The 19,621-nt window shown below is 72.6% G+C and carries 21 protein-coding genes and 1 pseudogene; 12 read left to right on the top strand and 10 right to left on the bottom strand.

Annotated features, from left to right (window positions below):
- The first annotated feature begins 8 nt into the window (after window positions 1–8).
- The gene (locus HDA41_RS39680; RefSeq protein WP_230299744.1) at window positions 9–290 is read left to right on the top strand and encodes a hypothetical protein; all 282 of its coding nucleotides are present in this window, start codon (window positions 9–11) and stop codon (window positions 288–290) included.
- A 19-nt stretch (window positions 291–309) separates the two neighbouring features.
- Here the strand turns inward: HDA41_RS39680 and HDA41_RS39675 are convergent.
- The 4 genes and pseudogenes from HDA41_RS39675 to HDA41_RS39660 form a co-directional block, all read right to left on the bottom strand.
- Window positions 310–1,444, bottom strand: a pseudogene (locus HDA41_RS39675) (NADAR family protein).
- A 120-nt stretch (window positions 1,445–1,564) separates the two neighbouring features.
- Window positions 1,565–2,572 carry a trypsin-like serine peptidase gene (locus HDA41_RS39670; protein ID WP_184992807.1) on the bottom strand — a complete coding sequence of 336 codons (1,008 nt, stop codon included), beginning with the start codon at window positions 2,570–2,572 and terminating at the stop codon, window positions 1,565–1,567.
- Window positions 2,573–2,847: 275 nt separating this feature from the next.
- On the bottom strand, window positions 2,848–3,330 hold the full coding sequence (locus HDA41_RS39665; RefSeq protein WP_184994123.1) for an SRPBCC family protein: 483 nt from the start codon (window positions 3,328–3,330) through the stop codon (window positions 2,848–2,850).
- A 239-nt stretch (window positions 3,331–3,569) separates the two neighbouring features.
- Window positions 3,570–4,199, bottom strand: a complete 630-nt coding sequence (locus HDA41_RS39660; protein ID WP_184992805.1) for a flavin reductase family protein — start codon at window positions 4,197–4,199, stop codon at window positions 3,570–3,572.
- A gap of 66 nt (window positions 4,200–4,265) precedes the next feature.
- Here HDA41_RS39660 and HDA41_RS42520 point away from each other — a divergent pair, with 66 nt between their 5' ends.
- Window positions 4,266–4,742, top strand: coding sequence for an ArsR/SmtB family transcription factor (locus HDA41_RS42520; RefSeq protein ID WP_311772187.1), 477 nt, complete (start codon window positions 4,266–4,268; stop codon window positions 4,740–4,742).
- A 50-nt stretch (window positions 4,743–4,792) separates the two neighbouring features.
- Window positions 4,793–4,915, top strand: coding sequence for a hypothetical protein (locus HDA41_RS42515; protein ID WP_311772186.1), 123 nt, complete (start codon window positions 4,793–4,795; stop codon window positions 4,913–4,915).
- A 101-nt stretch (window positions 4,916–5,016) separates the two neighbouring features.
- On the opposite strand, the gene HDA41_RS39650 is transcribed toward HDA41_RS42515, so the two are convergent.
- On the bottom strand, window positions 5,017–5,307 hold the full coding sequence (locus tag HDA41_RS39650; protein WP_184992803.1) for a zinc-ribbon domain-containing protein: 291 nt from the start codon (window positions 5,305–5,307) through the stop codon (window positions 5,017–5,019).
- Between the two features lie 172 nt (window positions 5,308–5,479).
- Here HDA41_RS39650 and HDA41_RS39645 point away from each other — a divergent pair, with 172 nt between their 5' ends.
- On the top strand, window positions 5,480–5,833 hold the full coding sequence (locus tag HDA41_RS39645) for a DUF5949 family protein (RefSeq protein WP_184992801.1): 354 nt from the start codon (window positions 5,480–5,482) through the stop codon (window positions 5,831–5,833).
- Here HDA41_RS39645 and pgm read toward each other — a convergent pair.
- Window positions 5,814–7,454 (bottom strand): phosphoglucomutase (alpha-D-glucose-1,6-bisphosphate-dependent), encoded by a 1,641-nt coding sequence (gene pgm, locus HDA41_RS39640; protein ID WP_184992800.1) that lies wholly within the window; start codon window positions 7,452–7,454, stop codon window positions 5,814–5,816. The genes HDA41_RS39645 and pgm overlap by 20 nt on opposite strands.
- A gap of 241 nt (window positions 7,455–7,695) precedes the next feature.
- Window positions 7,696–8,124: a hypothetical protein gene (locus HDA41_RS39635; RefSeq protein ID WP_184992798.1), complete on the bottom strand. Its 429-nt coding sequence runs from the start codon at window positions 8,122–8,124 to the stop codon at window positions 7,696–7,698.
- A 137-nt stretch (window positions 8,125–8,261) separates the two neighbouring features.
- On the opposite strand from HDA41_RS39635, the gene HDA41_RS39630 reads away from it, so the two are divergent.
- Window positions 8,262–8,408 (top strand): hypothetical protein, encoded by a 147-nt coding sequence (locus HDA41_RS39630; protein ID WP_184992796.1) that lies wholly within the window; start codon window positions 8,262–8,264, stop codon window positions 8,406–8,408.
- 126 nt (window positions 8,409–8,534) lie between these two features.
- A complete protein-coding gene (locus HDA41_RS39625; RefSeq protein WP_184992794.1) occupies window positions 8,535–9,407 on the top strand; it encodes an SCO4651 family lipoprotein in 873 nt (290 codons plus the stop codon).
- 7 nt (window positions 9,408–9,414) lie between these two features.
- Here the strand turns inward: HDA41_RS39625 and HDA41_RS39620 are convergent, their stop codons facing one another.
- Window positions 9,415–10,365, bottom strand: coding sequence for a TIGR01777 family oxidoreductase (locus HDA41_RS39620; RefSeq protein ID WP_184992792.1), 951 nt, complete (start codon window positions 10,363–10,365; stop codon window positions 9,415–9,417).
- Window positions 10,366–10,477: 112 nt separating this feature from the next.
- Here HDA41_RS39620 and HDA41_RS39615 point away from each other — a divergent pair, with 112 nt between their 5' ends.
- On the top strand, window positions 10,478–10,804 hold the full coding sequence (locus tag HDA41_RS39615; protein WP_184992790.1) for an antibiotic biosynthesis monooxygenase family protein: 327 nt from the start codon (window positions 10,478–10,480) through the stop codon (window positions 10,802–10,804).
- A gap of 124 nt (window positions 10,805–10,928) precedes the next feature.
- On the opposite strand, the gene HDA41_RS39610 is transcribed toward HDA41_RS39615, so the two are convergent.
- The gene (locus HDA41_RS39610; protein ID WP_184992788.1) at window positions 10,929–12,281 is read right to left on the bottom strand and encodes a diacylglycerol/lipid kinase family protein; all 1,353 of its coding nucleotides are present in this window, start codon (window positions 12,279–12,281) and stop codon (window positions 10,929–10,931) included.
- 277 nt (window positions 12,282–12,558) lie between these two features.
- Here HDA41_RS39610 and HDA41_RS39605 point away from each other — a divergent pair, with 277 nt between their 5' ends.
- The 4 genes from HDA41_RS39605 (at window position 12,559) to HDA41_RS39585 (ending at window position 16,233) form a co-directional block, all read left to right on the top strand.
- On the top strand, window positions 12,559–12,741 hold the full coding sequence (locus HDA41_RS39605) for a hypothetical protein (protein ID WP_184992786.1): 183 nt from the start codon (window positions 12,559–12,561) through the stop codon (window positions 12,739–12,741).
- Window positions 12,742–12,970: 229 nt separating this feature from the next.
- Window positions 12,971–14,329: an LLM class flavin-dependent oxidoreductase gene (locus HDA41_RS42510; RefSeq protein WP_311772185.1), complete on the top strand. Its 1,359-nt coding sequence runs from the start codon at window positions 12,971–12,973 to the stop codon at window positions 14,327–14,329.
- Between the two features lie 220 nt (window positions 14,330–14,549).
- Window positions 14,550–15,032 (top strand): hypothetical protein, encoded by a 483-nt coding sequence (locus HDA41_RS39590; RefSeq protein ID WP_221511700.1) that lies wholly within the window; start codon window positions 14,550–14,552, stop codon window positions 15,030–15,032.
- Window positions 15,033–15,129: 97 nt separating this feature from the next.
- Window positions 15,130–16,233, top strand: coding sequence for a GNAT family N-acetyltransferase (locus HDA41_RS39585; RefSeq protein WP_184994119.1), 1,104 nt, complete (start codon window positions 15,130–15,132; stop codon window positions 16,231–16,233).
- A gap of 48 nt (window positions 16,234–16,281) precedes the next feature.
- On the opposite strand, the gene HDA41_RS39580 is transcribed toward HDA41_RS39585, so the two are convergent.
- Window positions 16,282–16,869, bottom strand: a complete 588-nt coding sequence (locus tag HDA41_RS39580; RefSeq protein WP_184992782.1) for an AMIN-like domain-containing (lipo)protein — start codon at window positions 16,867–16,869, stop codon at window positions 16,282–16,284.
- Window positions 16,870–17,017: 148 nt separating this feature from the next.
- Here HDA41_RS39580 and HDA41_RS39575 point away from each other — a divergent pair, with 148 nt between their 5' ends.
- Window positions 17,018–19,591, top strand: coding sequence for a SpoIIE family protein phosphatase (locus HDA41_RS39575; protein ID WP_184992780.1), 2,574 nt, complete (start codon window positions 17,018–17,020; stop codon window positions 19,589–19,591).
- Window positions 19,592–19,621 lie beyond the last annotated feature (30 nt).

Raw genomic sequence — 19,621 nt, 5'->3', positions numbered from 1 at the left:
GTCCGGATTTGGCGCTTTCGGATCGCTGGGGACCGGATCTGGCCCTGCCTGGCACTCACCGTCGCAGGTCCGGCCGGGACGCCCGGGCGCAGGCGGACGGCTACCTCCAGCACTACTACGGCTTCCTCGGCGACGCCGCCGCGCAGATCGCGGCGAGTGCCGCGGTGAGTGCGGAGATGGTGGCGTCGTACGCCGACTCGTTCGCCGCGGCCGGCTGCGACGAGCTCATCTTCGTGCCCGCGGCGTCAGGGCTGGAGCAGGTGGGGCTGCTCGCCGAGGCCACCGGCTGAACCGCCGGCGCACCGTCACTCACACCGCGGCGGTGCCTGGTTCCGGGAGGGTGATTCCGGCCTGCTCGGCACGGAGTCCCGAACGGACGAGTTCCAGGAGGCGGCCCGTCCAGTTCCGGCCACGGCCGCCGTCGTCGCCCCAGTAGCCGGAGTCGAAGTCGTCGTAGACGAGAGTCGCGTCGTGCGTGACCAGGAGGATCCGGGCGAGGGCCGGGTGCTGGGTGTACTTGGCCCTCAGCAGGGCGGTCATGACGGCGTTCCGGGCCTGGTCCCACCCGCGCCGGGGAGCGTCGGCCGCCCTGTCCCGGGCCGCGTACACGGTGTTCGCGTCCCTGATGGCGGCCCGTGCGGCGGGGTCCGTGGTGGAGAGGGCCCAGTACACGTGGCCGACGCAGGGGTAGGTGACGCCGTCGACGAGGACGGGGGCGGGGAAGTCGTTGCGGAGGGCCTTCGTGCCCGGGTCGTCCGAGGGCTCGCGGGAATGGCGCTGATACAGGTGGATCGCGGGGGCGATCGGGGTCGCGGGCCCGTCCGCCGGGACGCGTGCGGGCCGTTCCGCGATCCACTTCGCCCGCTCCTCGAAGTAGGCGATCGCGTCGTCGTACTCCTCCCGCGTGGCCGGTTCGCCGGGCGGCGTGCCGTCCAGGTGCTCGCCGGGTCCCGTCACCAGGACCTGGAACGGCCAGTCCTTGCGGTCCATGTCGCCGAGCGCGTAGTGGCGTTGGGTCTCGGGGATGGCCAGATAGGCGGCGCGGGCCGCGGCCCGGTTCTCCTCGGTCCGGTCGGCGAGGAACGCGTCGACGGCGGCCAGGCAGCGATCCGTGGAGTCCGGGCGTCCGTTGAGTTTGTCGATGGTGTCGCGGACCTCGGCCAGCAGCAGCTCGGGCGTGAGCCAGGTACGCGGCTCGCCGAACCGCCACACGGCCAGCTCATGGGCGGACACCCTGGCGCCGGAGTTCGGTGGCGACCCGGCCGCAGCGCAGATTCTCCTCGAACTCCTCAAGGGTGACCAGGCCCCAGCAGTCGATCAGCCCGTCCGCGTAGATGAACAGGTCGGTCAGGAAGTAGTCGCCGTTGCGGATGAAGGCATGTCGCCAGGTTCCGGGGACGCGGACGCCGTCCGCCGTGCGGTAGGTGATGCGGTTGCCGATCATCCCGGCACTCTGTCGGAACCGCTGGTCGGCGCAACGTGTTCGCCGCCCTCGCGGCGACGCCCGGAGCCGGGTCCTCCCCCACCGTCCAAAGGAGGACCCGGCGCCCGGCCGGCCGGTGGCTCAGGACGACTGGGCGCTCTGGTACAGGTTCTGTGCGTCCGCGCCGAAGTACGGGCCGTACATGGCGTTGGGCAGGAAGTTGTACTTGAAGCTGTTCACCGACGACTGCAACCCGGTCCCGGTGGCCTCGCTGAACTGGGTGAACCAGGGGCCGCCGCTGGAGCCGCCGGTCATGTTGCAGGTCAGACCGTGGTCGCTGGAGAGCAGGAAGTCCCGGTAGGTGGTGCCGCTGCAGTAGATGAACTTCTGGCCGTCGTAGGGAGCGGCGGCCGGGAAGCCGAAGGCGTACATGGCCTTGTTGTAGCCGGTGTTGAAGGCCAGGCCCTGGCCGCCGACGACGTCGGTCAGCTTCTTTCCGTCCAGCGGGGCGACCACGGCCGCGCCGATGTCGTAGTTGATGTCCTCACTGGCCGTCCACTGCGGCGTGGAGAGGGTCTTGGACGCCGTCCAGGTGCCGTACGGGGTCTGCCCGTCGTGGTAGCCGGGCGCGAACACCCAGTTGGTGTGCCAGGCGCCCTCCATCTTCACGCAGTGCCCCGCGGTGATCACGGTGCTCTTGTTCGCGCTGGTGACGGCGTTGCCGGAGCAGGAGGCGGTACGGCCCTGGTAGGTGAAGAACACCCGCCCCGCGGTCTTGGTCACCGCTCCGCCCCCGGTCCAGGGGCCACCGCCGTGAGGGATCGCCAGGGGGCCGACGTCGGCGACGGGCGTGCTGGGTGCCACGACGGTCGCCTTGCCCTTGCGGGGTGCCGAGGACCGCACCTGCGAACGGTCGACGGACAGGACGTCGAGCGGGGTGGCCGCGCGCATCCGCTGCGGGGTCCAGAAGGCGAGGGCGCGTTCCTGCGCCGAGGGTGCCACCGCTCCGGGGTCGGGCGCGGCACTCGCCGGTGTGGCGGTGACGCCGGTCGCCAGCAGTGCGGCGACGCCGGCGAGTGCGCCGAGGACGGTGCGACGAACGCGGCTGCCGCTGCCGGAGGAGCGAAGGCTACGGGGTATGCCTGTCACGCGGTCTCCTTCTGCTGTGGGGCCGGGTGGCGGGGGGCATCCACCCGGTCAGGCAGGGGTGTCACTGCGAACCAGAGGGCAGCGTGCCACCGGGAGACCGATTTGGACAGGTGCATGTCACTGAGATGACCGAAACGCCACACATTCCCCGCGTCGGGGACACGGGCACCTCGGGGACACAGTGGGCGCATCGGGGGCGAGGGCGGACACAAGAGAACCCGGCCTCCACCGGGTCTGTGGTGGAGGCCGGGTCCGGGAGAGCGGGGCCCTGGGTGTCAGAGGGGGGTGGGGCCGGTGCCGCCGCCGGGCTGGATGCGGCCGCGCCAGGCGCCGGACTCGGCTCCGCGCTCCTCGATGTACTGCTTGAAGCGCTTCATGTCGCCCTTGACGCGCCGGTCGATCGTGCCGAGCATGTCCCCGGCCTTGTCCACGGCTCCGCTGGGCTCGATGTCCATCACGAGCTCCACGCGGGTGTGGGTGTCATCGACGCGCTCGAAGCGGACCGAGCCCCTCTGGTTGGTGTCGCCGCTGGTAGTGCGCCAGGTGACGCGCTCGTCGGGCAGCTGGTCCACGATCTCGGTGTCGAACTCGCGCCGTACTCCGCCGATCTTGGTGGTCCAGTGGTTGTGACGGTCGTCGAGCTGCCTTACTTCCTCGACGCCCTCCATGAAGTTCGGGAACTCCTCGAACTGGGTCCACTGGTTGTAGGCGGTGTGGACGGGGACGTCGACTTCCACGGTTTCCTTGACGGTGCTCATCTGCATGCCTCCGATTTCCTGATCGACTGCTTGGAGGCCCATCGGCCCACACACAGGTCCGGGCCCGTGGCCGGACGAGTACCCGGGATCTTGCGGTTGCCACACAGTTCGTGTGCGGTCCGGGAAAGGAGATGAGCGCCGTCCGGGAAACGGAACGGAACCAGCCCGGCCGCTGGTCGATGGTGGACCGTGCCGTTTCCGGCTGCTCACACCTGCACGGTCTTCACCGTGCGGGCGGGTCAGCCGGCGGAGGCGGCGGCCCTGGCCGTCTCCGAGCGGAAGCCGTGGCCGAGTTCGGGGGCCAGGCCGTGGTAGTGGCGGAAGTTGTGGATGAGCGGGCTCCAGACGGCCGGGTCGATGTGGTGGGTGCCGGGTACGACGACGCGTTCGGCGGCGTGGACGCGCAGGACCTCGCACTCGACACTGAAGAAGAGGCCCGCTCCGCCGGGCGTCAGCGCCCGTGCCCGTGCCTCCAGTTGGAGGGCGCACTCGGCGACGCGCGGCGGCTGCACGAGGTCGACGGCGACCGGGGTGAGCCCGGCCGCGGCGAACTTGTCCGGCTCGTAGCGGTACACCGCCCGCTTGGCCTCCGGCACCGGGTGGGCACCGGTGAGCGGTGCGAGGCGTTCCACGTGCTCCCACCGCTCGGGCAAGGCGATGTTGATCACGAGCTCCGGCCGCTCGGCGAGGTTGCGCACGCTCCGGCTCCCGCCGCCGATGCCCAGCACGACGTGCTGTCCCAGGGCCCATGCGGAGGAGATCGGGGCGAGATGGCAGGTGCCGTCGTCGTTCTCGGTGGTCAGCAGCACGACGGGCGTGCCGAAGTAGAACACGCTCGGCCGGATCACTCGGTGGGTGTCGGTCGACATGGCTCAGGACGCTACGGGCGGGATGCTTCGATGCGCGTCGAAGTGTCGGCCGGGGACAATCGGTCGGTGACCAACCTCGACGTCCATGCCGAAGAACCGGATCGCGCCTCACTGGGGGCACTGCTGGCCGATCGCACGCGTGCCGCGATCTGTCTCGCCCTGCTCGACGGCCGGGCCCGGACGGCCTCCGAGGTGGCCCGCCTCGCCGGTGTCGCGCCGTCCACGGCCACGAGCCATCTGGACCGGCTGGTGGCCGGTGGTCTGTCGGCCCAGGAGCGCCGGGGCCGGCACCGCTGCGTGTTTCTGGCGGACCCCGGCATCGCGGAGATGACCGAGGCGCCGGCGGCCCGGGCGCCCCGTCGGCTGGTCCCGGTCCGTTCCCTCACCGCTGCCCGCCGGCACCGCGCCGTCGGATTCGCCCGGGTCTGCTACGACCATCTCGGCGGCTCCCTCGCCGTGGCGATGACCGAGACCATGACCGCTCGTGGGCTGTTGTCCTGGGAGTCGGGCCCGGCGCTCACCACGTCCGCGCGGCATGGCTGACGGGCCTCGGGATCGCGGACGAGGCGGCGGGGACGGCGGGCCGTCCGCAGGTGCGCACCTGCCTGGACTGGACGGAGCAGCGCCTGCATCTGGCGGGCGCGGTGGCCCTGTTCCACCGCGCACTGGAGGCGTCCTGGCTGGTGCACGGCACGGCTCCCGCGTCGTGCGGCTGACGGATCAGGGGCGCGACGCCTTCCGACAGCACCTGGGCCCGGCGGACGAGGTGCTCACGACCGGCTGAGCACCTCCCCCGCCCCGGGACGGCCGGCCGGGCTCAGAAGCGGTGTTGCTGCTGCTGCGGCTGCCCGTACGTCTGGCCGCCGTTGCCGCTCGTGCCCTGGGCCTGCAACTGCTCCGCCTGTTCCTTGGTCACCTTCTGTTCCGCACCGCAGAAAGTGCACTGCGTGAGGTACTTAGTCGAAAGGGGGAACAGCGGCACGAAGAACAGCGTGAACTTCGTGACGCGCTTCCTGAGCGTGTGGGCGGCGGGATTGCCGCACTGGCCGCAGACCAGCGTCAGTATCGCCAGCTGGTACAGGTAGCCCTTGGTGCCGAAGATGATCACGTGACGGTCCTTCCCGGGTCGGATCTTCCCCCAGTGTCCTGTATCGGGTTCCACCCCGGCGAACCGGTACCCGAGGCAGATGTGCCCTCGTTCGTGTGGAGAGCCCGGCGGGGCGTGGTCCCGTCGGGCAGAGCGGGCCGGGTGCCTCCCGGTGCGCCGATACGGCTTTGCGGTGACCTCGATCTCACCCGGAACGCGGTCCGTGCGCACCGACGACCTGGGCTCCCTCGTCGTCCTGTCCTGGCGGGGCACGACCCCCGCCGGGGACGTCCCGTACCTCCTGGCCTGCTCCCTCGGAGACGGTGCGAACGGCCCGGAGTCCACGTCGAAGGCCATCGAGCAGGTGCTGGCCGGCGCCGGCCTCCCCCGGGCGAGGGCCTCGTCCACGCGACCCAGCGGCCGAGCGTGCCGGTCGGCCTGCTCGTCGTGCCCGCCCGCAGCCCGCGGAGCTGAAACCCGCCCGGCCCGGGCCACCGAGACGTGGCCGGGCCGCCCCGTGCCGCTGCTCAGCCCGAAAGGGCGGTGAGCACGACGCTCTTGGCCTCTTCCTGTACCTGGCGGAGGTGATCGGGGCCGCGGAACGACTCGGCGTAGATCTTGTAGACGTCCTCGGTGCCCGAGGGCCGGGCCGCGAACCAGGCGTTGTCGGTGGTCACCTTGATGCCGCCGATGGGTGCACCGTTGCCGGGGGCCTCGGTGAGCACCGCGGTGACCGCGTCCCCGGCGAGGGTCTGCGCGGTGACCTGTGCCGGGGAGAGCTTGGCGAGCAGGGCCTTCTCCTCGCGGGACGCCGGGGCGTCGATCCGCGCGTACGCCGGTTCGCCGAAGCGGGCGGTCAGTGCGGCGTAGTGCTCCGAGGGGGTCTTCCCGGTGACCGCCGTGATCTCGGAGGCGAGCAGCGCCAGGATGATGCCGTCCTTGTCGGTGGTCCACACGGAGCCGTCCCGGCGCAGGAAGGACGCCCCGGCCGACTCCTCCCCGCCGAAGCCGATGGTGCCGTCGACCAGTCCGTCCACGAACCACTTGAACCCGACCGGCACCTCGGCCAGTTCGCGGCCCAGGTCGGCGGCGACCCGGTCGATCATGGCGGAGGACACCAGGGTTTTGCCGACACCGGCGGCGGCAGGCCAGCGGTCGCGGTGGGCGTACAGGTAGGAGATGGCGACGGCGAGGTAGTGGTTGGGGTTCATCAGGCCCGCGTCCGGGGTGACGATGCCGTGCCGGTCGGCGTCGGCGTCGTTGCCGGTGGCGATGTCGAAGCGGTCGCGCTGCTCGATGAGCGAGGCCATCGCGTACGGCGACGAGCAGTCCATGCGGATCCTGCCGTCCCAGTCCAGCGTCATGAACCGCCAGGTGGGGTCGGTGTGCGGGTTGACCACGGTGAGGTCGAGGCCGTGCTGCTCGGCGATCCGGCCCCAGTAGGCGACGGACGCCCCACCCAGTGGGTCCGCCCCGATGCGCACGCCGGCCGCGCGGATCGCGTCCAGGTCGAGCACGCCGGGCAGGTCGGTGACGTAGGTGCCCAGGAAGTCGTAGCGGCCGGTGGTGGCCGCGGCGAGGGCCCGGGCGTAGGGGATGCGCCGTACGCCCTTCAGGCCGGCGCGGATGATCTCGTTCGCCCGGTCCTGGATCCAGGAGGTCGCGTCGGAGGCGGCGGGGCCGCCGCTGGGCGGGTTGTACTTGAACCCCCCGTCGGCGGGCGGATTGTGGGACGGGGTGACGACGACGCCGTCCGCGAGACCGGTGGTGCGGCCGCGGTTCTGGGCGAGGATGGCGTGCGAGACGGCCGGGGTCGGCGTGTAGCCGTCCGCCTCGTCGATCAGCACCGTGACTTCGTTGGCGGCGAACACCTCCAGCGCGGTGACCCGTGCGGGCTCCGACAGGGCGTGGGTGTCGGCGCCCAGGAACAGCGGGCCGTCGGTGCCCTGGGCCGCGCGGTACTCGCAGATGGCCTGGCTGGTCGCGGCGATGTGGTCGTCGTTGAACGCGCCGGCCAGTGAGGTTCCGCGGTGTCCGGAGGTGCCGAACGTGACGCGCTGCCCCGGGTCGTCCAGGTCGGGGTGTAGCGCGTAGTACGCGGTGACCAGCCGAGCGATGTCGACGAGATCTTCGGGACCGGCCGGACTGCCCGCTCGCTCGTGCTGCATGGGCCCGCTCCTCCACATGGGTGTGATCCTTCGCTTGCGCTCTCATCCTTCCTCGTCACAGCCGTGACGCGCGAGAGGGGCACCCCTGTGAGGGCCGGATGTGCGCCACGCCACGCGGTGAACCGCCGCAGTGCGCCGGACGCCACAAGGAGGCGGCGCCGCGTACCACCGGGACATCCGGTGATGCGCCGCGCCGCCTTCCCGGGCTTGTGGGCCTCCTGCCGGGCGCCCTCGCCTCGGGTCAGATCCGCCCGCCCGTGAGCCGGGTGAGCGGGCCGTGTGCATGGCGTTCCGCACGGCGTCCCACCGCGTACGACGCGGCGCCCAGGGCGGTCAGCCCCGCCCCGACGCCCGCGGCGACGGCCTTGCGGTGGGCGATCGCCGTCCAGGCCGTCTTCGCCGTGGCGGCGACCTGGCCCGAGGCCGCGACGACCGCCTGGCGGCCCGCCTCGACACTCCTGGCCGCGGTCTGCACGGCCGCCGTCGTCGTCTCGGCGGAGCGTTCGGCGCCGGCCTTGACGGCTGACCCCGCGTCCTCGGCCTTGGCCGACGCGCGCTTCGCCGCCTGGGCCGTCGGCGCGGTCGCCTTGCCCGCGGCGCCTCGGGCCTTGGACTCCGTCGTCCGTATGGTGGTCGGCTTCTGATTCGTGCGCTTGTTCTCTTCGGTCATGGACTGCGACTTGCCTCTGACTCCGGCGGCAAACACGTTCGGTCGCGCGCCGTCCGGGCGGGCGAAGGGCTGAGCACCTCGTCGGAGGGGTAAGCGAGCTACAGACAAGACGACGTCACAACACCAGGGAGTGCGTCATGGTCGGCATCCTGAATCGCATCAAGCAGTTCGCCCGGAGCCCGCAGGGGCGGCGGGCCACCGAGCAGGCACGGCGGGCCGCCGCCGATCCCCGCAAGCGGGCCCAGGCCCAGCGGCTGCTGGGCAAGCTCCGCGGCCGCCGCTGACCGGGCCGCACCGGGCGTGCCGACCGGGGACGGGATCCTCCCGGAAACCAACTCTTCGAGCACACACGTGTGTTCATGTCCGGCATGGGCACTTGGGTGACATCACACCTGAGAGGAGCTGGTTCGATGGGCAGGGCAGCGAACGGCAGGAAGGTCTGTGCCTTAGGCGTCGCCGGTGTGCTGGCCGGCACGGTACTGGTCGGCTGCGGCGACGACGACGGCACGGGGGACGGCACACGGGGTGCCTCGGGCGGAGGCAACGCACAGGAGCAGGGCACGCAGGCGGTGCGCTCGGCCTACGACAGGACGGCCGAGGAGGACACCGCCAAGGTGAAGCTGCGGGTGCAGACCTCCGCCCAGGGCGCCTCGGAGACCGCGAACGGCCAGGGCGCCGTGGACCTGGACGACGGCGACAGCGTCATGACGCTCGCGGTGCAGGGGCAGCGGATCGAGCAGCGGGTGGTCGATCAGGTGCTGTACCAGAAGATGCCGGAAGGACAGGCGCCGGGCGGCAAGCCCTGGATCAAGATCGACCTGGGGAAGGTCGCCGAGCAGCAGGGCGCGGACGACCGGTCCATGAGCGATCCGGCGCAGTCCGCGGCGTACGCCAAAGCGATCACCGACAAGGACGTGACCAAGAAGGGCACGGCCACGATCGACGGCGTCGAGACCACGCGCTACCGCGTCTCCGTCGACGTCGCCGAGCTGCCCAACGGCGACGCGCTGCGGCAGCAGGTCGGCCCGACTCTGCCGATGGACGTGTGGCTCGACGAAGAGGGCCGCATGCGCCGTCAGCAGATCGACATGACCCTCAAGTCCGCACCGGGCTCGACGGAACAGTCCTCCACCGACGCCTCGTCCTCGCCTCAGCGGGTCACGGTGCGCACGGTCATGGACTTCACCGACTTCGGCACCGAGGTGGAGGCGGACGCGCCCCCGGCCGGACAGGTCACCGACATGACCGGCAAGGCCCTGGAACAGGGCAGGAAGCAGGGCTGACCCGAACTCACCTCGTGCCAGTGCTGCGGAGCCGCCGTACGAGGTCGTCCGCGGCCGCCGGCCAGTCGGGACGGCCGAAGGTGAAGCCCGCGTCCAGGAGGTGGCCGGGGACGACGCGGCGGCTCTTCAGCAGCAGTTCGGTGTCCGAGCGCAGGACGAAGGCGCCGGTCTCGGCCATCCAGCGCGTCGCGGGCAGGCCCACCGGAACACCCCACGCGCGCCGCAGGGCACGCATGAAGTCGCGGTGCGGCAAGGGCGCGGGAGCGGCGAGATTGACCGGCCCCGTGATGTCGTCCCGGGCGATGAGGAACTCCACCGCCCGGACGAAGTCCTGGTCGTGGATCCACGACACGTACTGTGCGCCGCCGGCGACGGGGCCGCCGAGGCCCAACCGGGCCAGCCGCAGCAGGACATCGAAGACGCCGCCGCGGTCCGGGCTCATCACCATGGCGGCACGCAGAGCCACCTTCCGGGTGTGCGGGGTGTTGGCCGTCTCCTGCTCCCGCTCCCAGGCCTTGGCGATGTCGACGCTGTAGGCCCAGTAGCCGGGGGCGTCGGGTTCGGTGCCGCCGATCACGCCGGTTGTCTCGTCGTTGGGCGCGTCGTAGCGGTGGGCGTAGACGGTCGCGGTGCTCATCTGGAGCCAGACCCGGGGCGGCCGGGCGGCTGCGGCGATCGCCTCGCCCACGGCCCGGGTGGAGTGGACCCGGGAGTCCATCATCTCCCGGAGGTTGGCGGGGGTGTAGCGGCAGTTCACGCTCCGGCCGGCCAGGTTGACCACGACGTCGCTGCCGTCGATCTCCTCCGCCCACGGCCCCGGGGTCACGCCGTCCCAGTGCACTTCGTCCTGCCGGCGCGGGCGCCTGCTGAGCACCACGACGTCGTGTCCGGCCGCGCACAGCGCCCGCTTCAGGACGATGCCGACCTGCCCGGTCCCGCCGGGTATCACGATCTTCATGCCACTCCCCCTCGACGTGTGGAAGCGACCCTAGCTCATTTTGAACGCGTTCAAAACTCTCGATGGCGTGGGACTTAGCCTGCGCAGATCTGCCATCGGGCAAGATGGGGCCATGAGCGTAGTCAAGATCAATGTGCTGACCGTGCCCGCCGAGCAGCGGGAGACGCTGGAGAAGCGGTTCGCCTCCCGGGCGCACGCCGTGGAGAGCTCCGACGGGTTCGAGTGGTTCGAGCTCCTCCGCCCGGTGGAGGGCACCGACACCTACCTCGTCTACACCCGGTGGCGTGACGAGGCGTCGTTCCAGGCCTGGATGGAAGGACCGATGAAGGCCGCGCACCAGGGCGGCGGCGAAGGGGGCGAGCGCCCCAAGCCCGCGGCGAGCGACTCGACGCTCTGGTCGTTCGAGGTCGTGCAGCAGGCGGGGCCTCAGGGCGCCTAAGGGGTTTTCGACGCTCCGCTGACCCCGACCCGCAAGGTGCGTCCGGCCCCGTGCGTCGTCGAGGACCATGGGCGACGACGGTGTCGCTCATGCCTCGCCTGGGGGCGGTGGCCGGGGCCCGCGCTCAGGTGCGCCAGGAGCGTGAGGGTGCGGCGGTACGGCCGACCGCCGCCGCCAGCTTGCGGAGCCGGCGCCAGTCCAGGCGCGGTGGCGCCTCGGGGATTCCGGGGCGGTTGCGCGGCACCCGGACGCGCAGGGCCCTGCGGGCGATGCGGCAGTGGACGGGGGCGGGCAGGGTGATCGCCTCGCCGTCGAGGCCGACCTCCAGGTGCGAGGCGTCGGCCTCGACGACCACGTGCTGGGCGGTGAGCACCGTGAGCCCCTCCGGGCGAGGTGCCAGCAGGAGTTCGGCCGCTTCCACGGCACTGTCGACGCGGACGGCGAGCACGCCCAGCTTCCCGGAGTCGAGCCGCTCGCGTCGGCCGAAGCCGAACGGGTCGTCCATGCGGTACGGGTTGTTGCTCACCAGCACGGCCTGCGGGTCGGCGATGGCGGTGCCGTCGGCGCCGGCCGTCAGCCGCGGGCCGCTCTGCCGCGTGAGCAGCTCGGGCAGCCGCTCCAGCGCCGCGCCGACCTTGTCCTCGCGGTAGCCCGGGCTCTGGACGACGGCCCCGTACACGCCGAACGACGCGTTGTTGACGAAAGGGCGGTCGTCGGCGAAGCCGAGATCGACGCGGAGTTCGACCCCGTCGGTGAGGGCGTCGAGGCACGTGGCCGGATCGTCGCGGTCCAGGCCCAGGTCCATGGCGAAGTGGTTGCGCGTGCCCGCCGAGATGACGAGGAACGGCAGACCGTGTTCCGCCGCGACGGCGGCGACCAGAGCCTGCGTGCCGTCGCCGCCCGCGACTCCGAGCAGGTCGGCTCCGTCGGCCACGGCGGCCCTGGCCAGCGCGGTGACGTCCTGGTACTTCTCCGGGTCGAGGAGGACGACCTGGGCCCCCAGCGCCTCGGCCTTCTCCTTGAGGCGGAACTTCTCGACCTTGCCGCCGCCGGAGCGGGGGTTGAGCAGGAGGAAGGGGCGCTTCGGCGGTGGCGTGCGGTACTCCTTGATTCGTACCGGCCGCAGGCCCGTGCTGCGCAAGGCGTAGCGGCCGCTCCACACCGCGAGGCACCACAGCAGCAGGGACGCGAAGACCACCCAGAGCAGATTCGCGACCGCGAAGAGGGTGATGACCCCGACGGGGGTGACGACGGCCAGTGCCGCCGCCGCTGTGCGGACCGGCCCCCGGCGGGACAGGACCCACCAGAGTGCGGCCGCGGTCAGGGCGAGTCCCGCCAGGCCTGCCGCGAGCAGCAGCAGTCCTTTCAGGCCGCCGGACACGAGGGGCAGCAGCGCCGCCAGCGCGACCGCGGCCAGGGCTCCCCTGGCCGCCCATCTCTGCCGGCGGTGATTCCGCTCGCTCATCGCCGATCCCATGTGGTCCCTCCGCTCAAAGGCGCGGGCGGACCTTCCAGACCGCGCCCGGCCGTGAAACATGGTGCCCGCCGACGGATCGGCATGGCTACTGCCATCCGTGATGGCTCCCCCGCCGTGGGGCACGTCAGACGTGACGATCTTCCGGGGCGGAGCCATCGGTAGCGTACGCGGCCCTGCGGGCGCGGTTCCGCGCACCGGGGCACGTCGGCGCCCACCGGCGCCTGCGCTGTGGTGACGACATGGATCGCCCGCCGGTCGGGGCGGGGTGTGGGCGCTGGTGTCGGACGTGACGCGCATGCCCGAGCTGAGCGAGGAGCTGCAGTCGGCGCGGTGGGCGGACGGGGCCGCGGATCCCGCGGCCGGGGCCCGGTTCGCCGGGCGGAACAAGCACGTCGTGTGCGGCAGGTCGCGCGAGTCCGAGCGCGGCGTGACCGCCGCGCTGGAGCGCATCCGGCCGTGAGCTCAGGCGTGAGGCGCACGGCGACGACCGTCGAGGCGTCGGGCCTCGGCTCCTGGTCCCGGCAGGCCGGCTTCGTCATCGAGGCCCAGAAACTGGGGCGGACGTTTCCTGCTCGGTCTCGGCCCGTCCGGTCCGCGGGTGATGGAGGGCCTGCACCGGGTGCCGTTCGCCCGTCCCCTGGCGCGCGTGCGCGAGAAGGTGGGGTTCGTCCCTGCGGGCCGAGCACGCCGTGCCCGTCTGTCTGGCCGCGCTGTCGCCCGCCATGCTCCGGCTGACCGGCCGGGTCGCGGACGGCCGGCTCGGCACCAGCTTCGTACCGGAGGGTGCGGCGGACGCCTGCTTCGCTCCGCTGGACGAGGGGCCGGCCGCTGCGGCCGCAACCGCGCCGGCCGCCGTCTGCCAGGGCGCCGAGGTCGCGTTCGCCCGGGACGAGGAGGCGCTGGGCGCCATGGTCACGGGCCGGAAGAAGGAACGCGCCTTCAGCCTGGGCGGCATGGCTCCGCGTGGCCGACTTCTCCGACCGGGCCTCCAGCGGGCAGGGCAGGGCTGGGCCGAGATCGCGGCGGAGGTGCGGGAGCGCCGGCAGGCGGGCGACCGGGACGGGGCGACCGGGACGGGGCGGCCGGGACGGGGCGGCCGGTCTGGTCACCGACGAGATGGCGCCGGCCACCCCGCTCATCGGCACGGAGGAGGTGATGCCGGCGGAGGCTGCGCGTCCGGCGGGACGCCGGGGTGGACACGGTCCGTCTCCACCCGGCCGGGGCGACCCTCGATGAGCGGCTCGACACCCTCGGCAGGGCGATCGAGCTGGTCCGGTGGCGCGGCCTGGACCGGCGGGCGGGTAGGCTCCCGTGCCGATCACCGGACGGCCGACCAACGGGGGGACTTCGTGCAGGCCAGGGCTACCGTGACGACGACCGCGCTCGCATGTCTGCTGGCGGGCGCCGCCCTGACCGGATGCGGCGCCGGCGGCACCGGCGAGGAGAAGTCCGCCGGCGACATCCTCGACGAGGCCAACGCGACGATGCGGAAGCTGAACTCCGTCACCGTCGACATCACCAACCGCACGACGAGCGGCGGTTCGGTCACCAACCGCCTGGTGACCGACCTCGACAGCCGGTGCAGATCCAGAACCACGTGGTCCGGGGGCGGCGTCCTGGAGCAGATCCGTCTCGGCGAGACCGACTACGTCCGGCCGAACCGGGCCTACTTGCAGAAGTGGAAGAACTATCCGGGCCTCACCGACGAGCAGAAGCTGTGGGTGAAGACGCCGGTGGACCCGGCCGGCAGGGGCGGCGACGGTCTCACCTCCTGCGAACGGCCCTTCGACTCCTTCGGCACGGCGCGTAAGGACGGCTCCAGCCGCGTCGAGGGAACGAAGGCCGTCAAGTTGGTCGTGACCGACAAGGCGGACAAGGCGGGGACGTACACCTTCTTCGTGGCGGCCGAAGGCAGGCCGTACCTGCTCAGGACGGTCTACAAGAGCGCCGCACAGCACACCACCACCTCGTTCAGCGGCTTCGGCGAACCGCTCGACATCCGGGCACCGAAGGCGGGCGAGGTGCTGAGCATGCCGGGCGGCAGCTGACCCGGCGTCGCAGGAGAGCGGGCGGTTGCCGACAACGCTTTCCGTGAGAATTCGGCAGCAACTGGCCGAGCGGGGCGAATCGGCTCACCAGGGCTTGACGGGGCGGGGCGGGCTCGGCCTACTGGAAGGCGCAGCCGGCCGTGTCGGGGGTCTGGTCCGGTGCCGGCCCGGTGGGCCGATCGCTCCGTCCTCCCCCACCGAGACGCGGGTCAGGGGTCTGATGCGGCGACGATGGGCAGCGGCGGTGGGCCTGGTGGCGTGCCTGTTATTGCTGCATCTCGTCGTGCCGGGCCTCGCGCAGGGCGGGCACACGGCCGAGGCCGCGGTCACGGCGGCGGCGCATGCGGTGGACGCGGTCGCGCCGGGGGCGGCTTCGGGCGCCGAGCCCCACGGGGCCGGTGTCGAAGGAGCCGGGTCATACGGGGCCGCTGCCGAAAGAGCCGGGGCCGAAGGGACCGGGGTCCAAGGAGCCGGGGCCGAAAGAGCCGAGGAGCCCTGCCCGTGCGGGAAGGAGCCGTCGGTCCGGCAGGCGGTGGCACGGACGCCGAGGGCGGTGGGAGCGGCCCGGGCGGGCGCCGTGGTGACCGGTGCGCCCGTGGTGGACCGGGGCGGTACGGACATCCGCGCGGCGGGCACGGGCAAGCGGCCGGGGACGGTCGCATCCGCACCGAACACCGTTGAGTTGCAGACGTTTCGCTGCTGAGTGACGGCAGTACCGACAAGGGCCTGCGCCGTGCGGCCCGAGTACTGCCTGGTGCCGGTACGCGGTGATGTGCAGGCCCTCGTGTGTCCCCATGCCGATGACACAGGAGGCAGAGTTGCCCGGAAAGCGCGTTCTGATTCTGAAGCCGGACCAACTGAGCCCGACCGACCAGAAGATGTGGCGGGAGATACGGACGGAGTCCGGAGCCCCGGCGAATCCTTTTCTCGACCCGGCTTTCACTCTGGCCGTGGGGCGGGTCAGGCCCGCGGCCAGAGTGGCGGTGTTGCAGGACGACGGCTCCCCGGCCGGATTTTTCCCGTACGAGAGGGGACCCCTGGGGCAGGGCCGGGCCATCGGGCTCGGTGTGTCCGACAGTCAGGGGGCCGTGCTGCGCCCCGGGATCCGGCTCGACGCCCGCAGGTTACTGCGGTCCTGCGCGCTGTCGTCCTGGGAGTTCGACAACCTCGAAGCCGGCCAGGCGGTGTTCGAACCGCACGCGGTCGAGGAGCTCGCGTCCCCGGTCGTCGACATCGGCGAGGGGTTCGAGCGGTACACGGAGCGGCTGCGCGCGAAGTCGCCGAGCTTCCTCAGACAGACCCTGGCCAAGGAGCGCAAGCTGGCCCGGCAGGTCGGCGAGGTGCGGTTCGTGTACGACGCCCGGGACCCGGGTGCCTTGCGGGCGCTGATGGAATGGAAGTCCGCGCAGTACCGGCGGACCGGCCGGCGCGACCGGTTCGCGCGGGAGTGGATCACCCGGCTGGTGCGGCTGCTCGGGGAGAGCGAGGAACCGGAGTGCCGTGGCGTGCTGTCCGTGCTGTACGCGGCGGACCGGCCCGTGGCCGCGCACTTCGGTCTGCGCTCGCGCACGGTGCTGTCCTGGTGGTTCCCGGCGTACGACCGGGAGTACGCCAAGTACTCCCCCGGACTCGTGCTCCAGCTGAGGATGCTGGAGGCCGCGGCGGCCGACGGCGTCGAGACGGTCGACCTGGGGAGCGGTCCGGCCCGCTACAAGGAGTCGCTCAAGACCCGTGATCTGCGGGTGTACGAGGGGGTGGTGGTGCGGCCGCTGCCGGGCGGGGCCGCCCACTGGCTGGGCCGGGAGCCCGCGCGGGCCGCCCGTCGCTTCGTCCGCAACCGGCCCCGCCTGGCCGGCGCGGCGGCCCGGACACTGGAGCACGTGGGGCGGCTGCGCGGTCACTGAGACCGGCCCGGCCGGGCGCCCGGCTCCGGAGAACCGGGCGCACCGCGGTCAGCTCGTACCGCTCCAGCTGTGGGCGACGTCCACGATGACGCGGCCGTCCAGCTGCAGCACCCGGAACGGCAGCCGGGCGCGGACGCCGAGCCCGATCTGGGTCTCGCCCTCGAAACTGCCGGCGAACCGGGTGTCCCGGAAGGTGCGGTAGCCGGTGAGGTCCACGCCCGGCAGCGGGCGCGCCACCCGGCCGGGATACGCGGCGGCGCCGGTCTCCGGGTCGTAGGCGGGTGCGACCACCCGCACTTCGAGGACGGCTCCGCCGGCCACGGGGATGTGCCGGCCCGATCCGTCCTGGTGGAGCTGGTCGACGTAGCGGACGGAGTAGCCGACGTCGCTGCCCGCGCCGGGCAGGTCGATGACCATCCGGTCGAAGCAGGCGTGACGGCCGGTGCGGATGTCCCGCACCGGCGTGAGCGTGCCGCTGGTGTCGGTCTTGGGCAGGCTCCCCCAGCCGGTCGGGCAGGTCGTGGCCTGGGTGGCGGCTCGGGCTGCGACCGGTGCGGCACCGGCCGGGACCGACGCCACGCCCACCGTGGCGCCCACGAGCGCGAGAGTCGCGCATGCTGTTCTGATTCGTACCATTACCGCCCCCAAGGCTTGCATGTTGCTGATATGGGGTGAGACGGCCGATGGGGCCGAAAGGTTGCACCCACCGCGCCGGACCGCCGACCATGGCACATCCTGGTGGGGAGCGATGGGGTCCGGTACGTCCGTACCGGGAGGACGCGAGATGGATGAGGCAACCGCCGTACCGGACGGGCCGCGGTCACCCGATGGCCGGAGCCGGGGCGGTGGTGACGGCCGGGTCCGGACCGGGGACACCGGCCGGATCGAGGATGCCCTGACCGCTCCGCTGATCGAGGCCGTACGGGACCTCGGGGGCTACGGCGGACTGGTCTACCTGCGCTCCCGCGACCGGCGCTCACTCGTGCTCGCGATGGTGACCGGGGTACCCCGGTCGCTGCTCAGGACCTGGTGGCGGGTGCCGGTGGGCGGTGCGCTGCCCATGGCGGAGGCCTACCGGCGCGACGAGACCCTGTGGCTGCCGGACGAGCGCGCCACCATGGTGCGCTTCCCGCACTTCACCGCCGGGCTGCCGTACTCCTTCGGCTCGGCCTACCGGTCCGTCCGGGCCGGCGGCGAGGTGGTGGGTGTCCTGGTCGTGCTGCGTTCGGCCGCCCGGTCACCGCTGGATGCCGACGCGGTGGAGCCGGCGCTGCGCCCCGCCGGGCAGGCCATGGAGGAGCGTCTCACCCGCCTCGCCGCCGGCGCGCCGGGCACGGGCTCCGCCCCGTACCGGATCGAGTACGACGGCGAACCGGTCGGCGTGCGGCTGCCCACGCCCGCCGTCCACCCCGTCCGGGTCGGGCTCATCGACTGGGACCTGGACGCCGACCGGTGCACGGCGGACGACGAGGCCCTCGCCCTCCTCGGTATCGGCCGGGCGGACTTCGGCGGCACGATGGCGGACATCGAGGCCCGTGTCAGCCCGGACGACCTGCACGAACTGCGGGCGAGCCGGCACGACGCGCTCACTCTCGGCCGGGTCAGATGCCGGCATTTCCGGGTGCGGGACGACTCCGCGGGCGACGAGGAGGCCGGCTACCGGCCCGTCGAGCTGTGGGGGCATCTCGTGCGCGGCGGCACGGGTTCCGACCGGATCCTGGTGGGAGCCCTCGTCGACGCGGGCAGCGGGCTCACCGCGGCCGAGGCCGCCGAGCGGCTGCCCGACGGTCTCTTCTCGCTGGACCAGGACGGTCGCCTGACGTACGCCAACCGCCGCTGCGAGGAACTGCTGGGAGGCGGCCGGGAGGCGCTCCTGGGCCGCTATCCGTGGGAGGTGATCACCTGGCTGCGGGATCCCGCGTACGAGGACCGCTACCGGGCGGCGATGCTGTCGCAGGAGCCGGTGTCGTTCCTCGTGCGGCATCCGGCGGGGAACTGGCTGAGCTTCGTGCTGTACCCGGATGTGCACGGACTGACGGGCCGGGTCCATCCGACCGGTCCGCCCACCGGGAGCGAGGCGGCGCGCGAGGCCGAGGCCGCCACCGGTCCCGTACCGGGGGCCGCGGCTGTGGCGCCGCCGCCCGGGCCGGTCGCCGCGGCGCGTGCCGGGGCGCTCTACCACGTGGTGCAGATGGCGAGCGTCCTCACCCAGGCGGTCACCGTCGAGGACGTCTGCCGGGCGGTGTCCGAGCAGCTGCTGCCCGCGTTCGGCGTGAGGGAACTAGCCCTCTACACGGTCCGCGACGGCCGGATGTACCTGCTGTGGGAGTCGGGCTATCCGGAGGGCTTCCTCACGCCGTTCGAGGGTGTCACCCTCGACACGCAGCTGCCCGGCGTGCACGCGCTGACCACGCGGTTGCCGCTCTTCTTCGAGTCGCCCGAGGAGCTCTCCCTCGCCTACCCGGGCATCACCCTGGACCGGATGAGCGCCTGGTCGTTCCTGCCGCTGATCGCCTCCGGGCATCCCGTCGGCTCGTGCATCCTCGGCTGGGACACCCCGCACCGGTTCACCGCCGACGAGCGCTCCGCGCTCACCGCGCTGAGCGGTCTGGCCGCGCAGGCGCTGGAGCGGGCGCGGCTCTACGACGCCGAGTCCGCCGTCGCCCGCGGTCTTCAGGAGGGGCTGCTGCCGCACCGGCTGCCCGCGGTCGAGGGGCTGCGCACCACCGGCCGCTATCTGCCCGGCACCCAGGGCATGGCCATCGGCGGAGACTGGTACGACGTGATCACCACGGGGCGTGGGGTGGCCCTGGTGATCGGGGACGTCGAGGGCCACAGCGTCGGCGCCGCCGCGGTGATGGGCCAGCTGCGCAGTGCCGTGCACGCCTTCGCCGCGAGCGAGCGGCCGCCGCAGGAGGTCATCGCGCACACCAACCGGCACCTGGCCGAGCTGGAGTCGGACGCCTTCGCCACCTGCTGCTACATCGAGCTGGACCCGCGTACGGGGCGTGCGCTCGCCGTGCGGGCCGGGCATCCCCCGCCGCTGCTGCGCCACCCCGACGGTCACGCCGTGACGCTGGATCTCGTGGGCGGCGTCATGCTGGGCGTGCAGCCCGACGCGGCCTATCCCGTCACGGCGCTCACGCTGGCTCCCGGCAGCGTCCTCGCCCTGTACACCGACGGGCTCGTGGAGCAGCCCGGCAGCGACATCGACACGGGCATCGAGGAGGTCCGCCGCTGCCTTGCCGACACCCCGGCGGACTCGGTGGACCACCTCGCCGACCGGCTGATGCGGACGGCACACCGCGCCCGGGAGCGACCCGACGACGTGGCACTGCTGCTGACGGCGTATCGCTGAGCGAGCGGGCTGCCGGGGTGTCCGCGCGCA

The sequence above is a fragment of the Streptomyces caelestis genome (assembly GCF_014205255.1).
Lineage (GTDB): Bacteria > Actinomycetota > Actinomycetes > Streptomycetales > Streptomycetaceae > Streptomyces > Streptomyces caelestis.
The sequence above is the reverse complement of the archived record's forward strand: the minus strand, read 5'-3'. Positions and strand labels throughout refer to the sequence as shown.